Raw genomic sequence first — 2,142 nt, forward strand, 5'->3', positions numbered from 1 at the left:
CCGGGGGAGTCGAAAACAGCCATCACCCAGCCGTGAAATGGATTTCGAATGCCCCACCGTCAGTCTGCAGCCTTTCTATTCACGGATTCAGGTTCCTGCTTTTTCAGCCGCCTTTTGAGGGACTCGTGGATCGCGCAGGTTGAGCTCACCAACCTGCGTTGCAGGACAGTTCGGGTCAGCGCTGCAGAGGAACGTCTTTGCCCGGTCTGCTGCGGGATAAACTCGTTGATGTAAGCGGTAACGCTCTTATAAAGGGTGTACTCGTCGTTGTTCAAGGTGAAGGCAACGGTCTTGGCATGACGGTCCGGGAAAAGTCGTCTACCGTTTGCATCTCTTAGATCTTCTTTTAGACGACGCAGGCACCAGGGAGAATCTTTCCCTAAGTGAAATACTTTTTGCCGAATTTCAGCTGCCTGCTTCCCCAAGCGGTGTGGTTCCGGGAAGAGGTCCGGATCAATGAGTCGAAGGAAATGAGCGAACTTATCTTCATCCCCATGGTGGGGTGTGGCGGTCAGGAGGAGGACGTGGTCCGCCTGGGATGTGAGACGTAACGCCAAGTCATAGCGCTTCGTTGTCGCAACCTTGGATTCGCGATTCTGTCCGGCTGAGACTGTCCTGGCCGAACACTTGTGGGCTTCGTCGATGATGACGAGGTCCCACCTCTGTTGCCAGACACGCTCGCGAACGTCTTCCTGCTTGGCATAGTCAATGGAAGCGATGATCTGTGAAGACCTCTGCCATGGATTCGTCAATTGCTGTTGGTCGACAGCGGAAAAGATGATGTCGAAAGGCTCGCCGAACCAGCGGAGCATCTCGTCCTGCCATTGGATGGTGAGCGGAGCGGGGCACAGGATAAGAATGCGCTCAATGGCCTCGCGAAGCTTCAGTTCCTTTACCAGGAGCCCGGCCATAATCGTCTTGCCGGCTCCAGGATCATCCGCCAGCAGAAACCGCAACCTGGGCTGCGGAAGCATCGCTTGGTAAACCGCTTCGATCTGGTGCGGCAGCGTGCGGATGCCCGAAAGACTCACGGCAAACTGTTGGTCATGCGCGTAAGCCAATCGAATTCGAGCGGATTCGATTAGAAGCCCCAACTTCTCGGCATCCACGGGCGTATCCGCTTTGGCTTCGTCGGGACCCTGCCCAAGAACAGCCGCGACTTCTTCGGCAGAAATTACAGCCTCTTCCAGTGAGCCGTCGGGAAGACGAACGCGACACTCATAGCCTGCCGAATCATCAGAACCAAGCGGTCGTGCATCCTCCAGGACCACGGGCACATCGAAGTGCCCGGGTAGGAATATCCGCTGCCCGATCTGAGATGTGAGCAGACTGCTACTCATTCCCGCCCCTCTTCCGTGAACGTTTTTTTGGTGCTGATCGATTCGTTTGGGCTTTCGAGGAGGGTCGGCTTTGAAAGGAATTTGAAGTATTCTCTGGTTCGTTGTCTTGGCGCACCCACTCGTCTATTTTGGATAGTTTGAAACGAAAGAACCGTCCCACACGGTGAGCAGGGAGCCCTCCTTCGCCGATCCATCTATAGACCGAGTCCTTGGCCACCCCAAGGCGGGCGGGCACATCGTCGACGCCAACCCAGCGTTCGGAAGCTTTCATTTCCATCCTCTCGTCAGTTGTCAGAATCACTGCCTACTATGCCAACCAAACCAGATGCAAGTATATGCAACCGGTCCATTCCAGCCAAGGACAACCTGCTGGTATACCGTGAATCTGCTACGTATATGGCTCCAAATGGGGACCAGCTACCGGGGTTTCATCGCCAGATTCCGCCGATTAGCTCCTTGACGCTCCCGGTCCAGCGATTCCCCACCACATAGAGCCAGGCAGGGAGCCCAGTGCCGCTTGCCCGGGCAGGGACTAAAACGCGGCGATAGAGGCAGTAATCGCAGGGGTGAAAGCCCTCAAGGTGGTCGATGGCCGGGAGGCGGGTCTCGGGATCGCCGAAGGTCAGAAGTTCGCCGTACACGGGGCCCCAGCGGTCGCCCGGGGCGAGTTCTTCCAGGATGACAGCGTCGTTGTGCCCATCGTGGATCGCCTCATTCACCATTCACACATCTTCATCATGGGAGGGGAAAGCTATCGACTGAGACAGAAACGACAAGGCTGATTTTTTCGTCCCAAGTGGGT

General features: G+C 56.1%; 3 protein-coding genes and 1 pseudogene. 1 reads left to right on the forward strand and 3 read right to left on the reverse strand.

The features are described from left to right. Window positions 1–59: 59 nt before the first annotated feature. The 3 genes from BUB04_RS18570 to BUB04_RS20360 all read right to left on the reverse strand — a co-directional run bounded on the left by BUB04_RS18570 (window position 60) and on the right by BUB04_RS20360 (window position 2,059). On the reverse strand, window positions 60–1,340 hold the full coding sequence (locus tag BUB04_RS18570; RefSeq protein ID WP_073042291.1) for a DEAD/DEAH box helicase: 1,281 nt from the start codon (window positions 1,338–1,340) through the stop codon (window positions 60–62). Then, entirely contained in the window at window positions 1,333–1,617 is a 285-nt protein-coding gene (locus BUB04_RS18575; RefSeq protein ID WP_337833402.1) for a helix-turn-helix domain-containing protein, read from the reverse strand. Before BUB04_RS18575 ends, BUB04_RS18570 begins: the two co-directional genes overlap by 8 nt. A 151-nt stretch (window positions 1,618–1,768) precedes the next feature. Further along, the gene (locus BUB04_RS20360; protein ID WP_353743185.1) at window positions 1,769–2,059 is read right to left on the reverse strand and encodes a gamma-glutamylcyclotransferase; all 291 of its coding nucleotides are present in this window, start codon (window positions 2,057–2,059) and stop codon (window positions 1,769–1,771) included. On the opposite strand from BUB04_RS20360, the pseudogene BUB04_RS20365 reads away from it, so the two are divergent. Next, a pseudogene (locus BUB04_RS20365) lies at window positions 2,003–2,122 on the forward strand (ATP-binding protein); the annotation flags it as partial. The gene BUB04_RS20360 and the pseudogene BUB04_RS20365 sit on opposite strands and share 57 nt — an antisense overlap. Window positions 2,123–2,142 lie beyond the last annotated feature (20 nt).

Source organism: Desulfacinum infernum DSM 9756 (assembly GCF_900129305.1).
In the GTDB taxonomy this organism is placed as follows: Bacteria; Desulfobacterota; Syntrophobacteria; order Syntrophobacterales; family DSM-9756; genus Desulfacinum; species Desulfacinum infernum.

Bases quoted from the DNA above. Each gene is read 5' to 3' on its own strand.
- BUB04_RS18575 (WP_337833402.1), bottom strand. From the start codon at position 1,617: ATGGAAATGAAAGCTTCCGAACGCTGGGTTGGCGTCGACGATGTGCCC.
- BUB04_RS18570 (WP_073042291.1), bottom strand. From the start codon at position 1,340: ATGAGTAGCAGTCTGCTCACATCTCAGATCGGGCAGCGGATATTCCTA.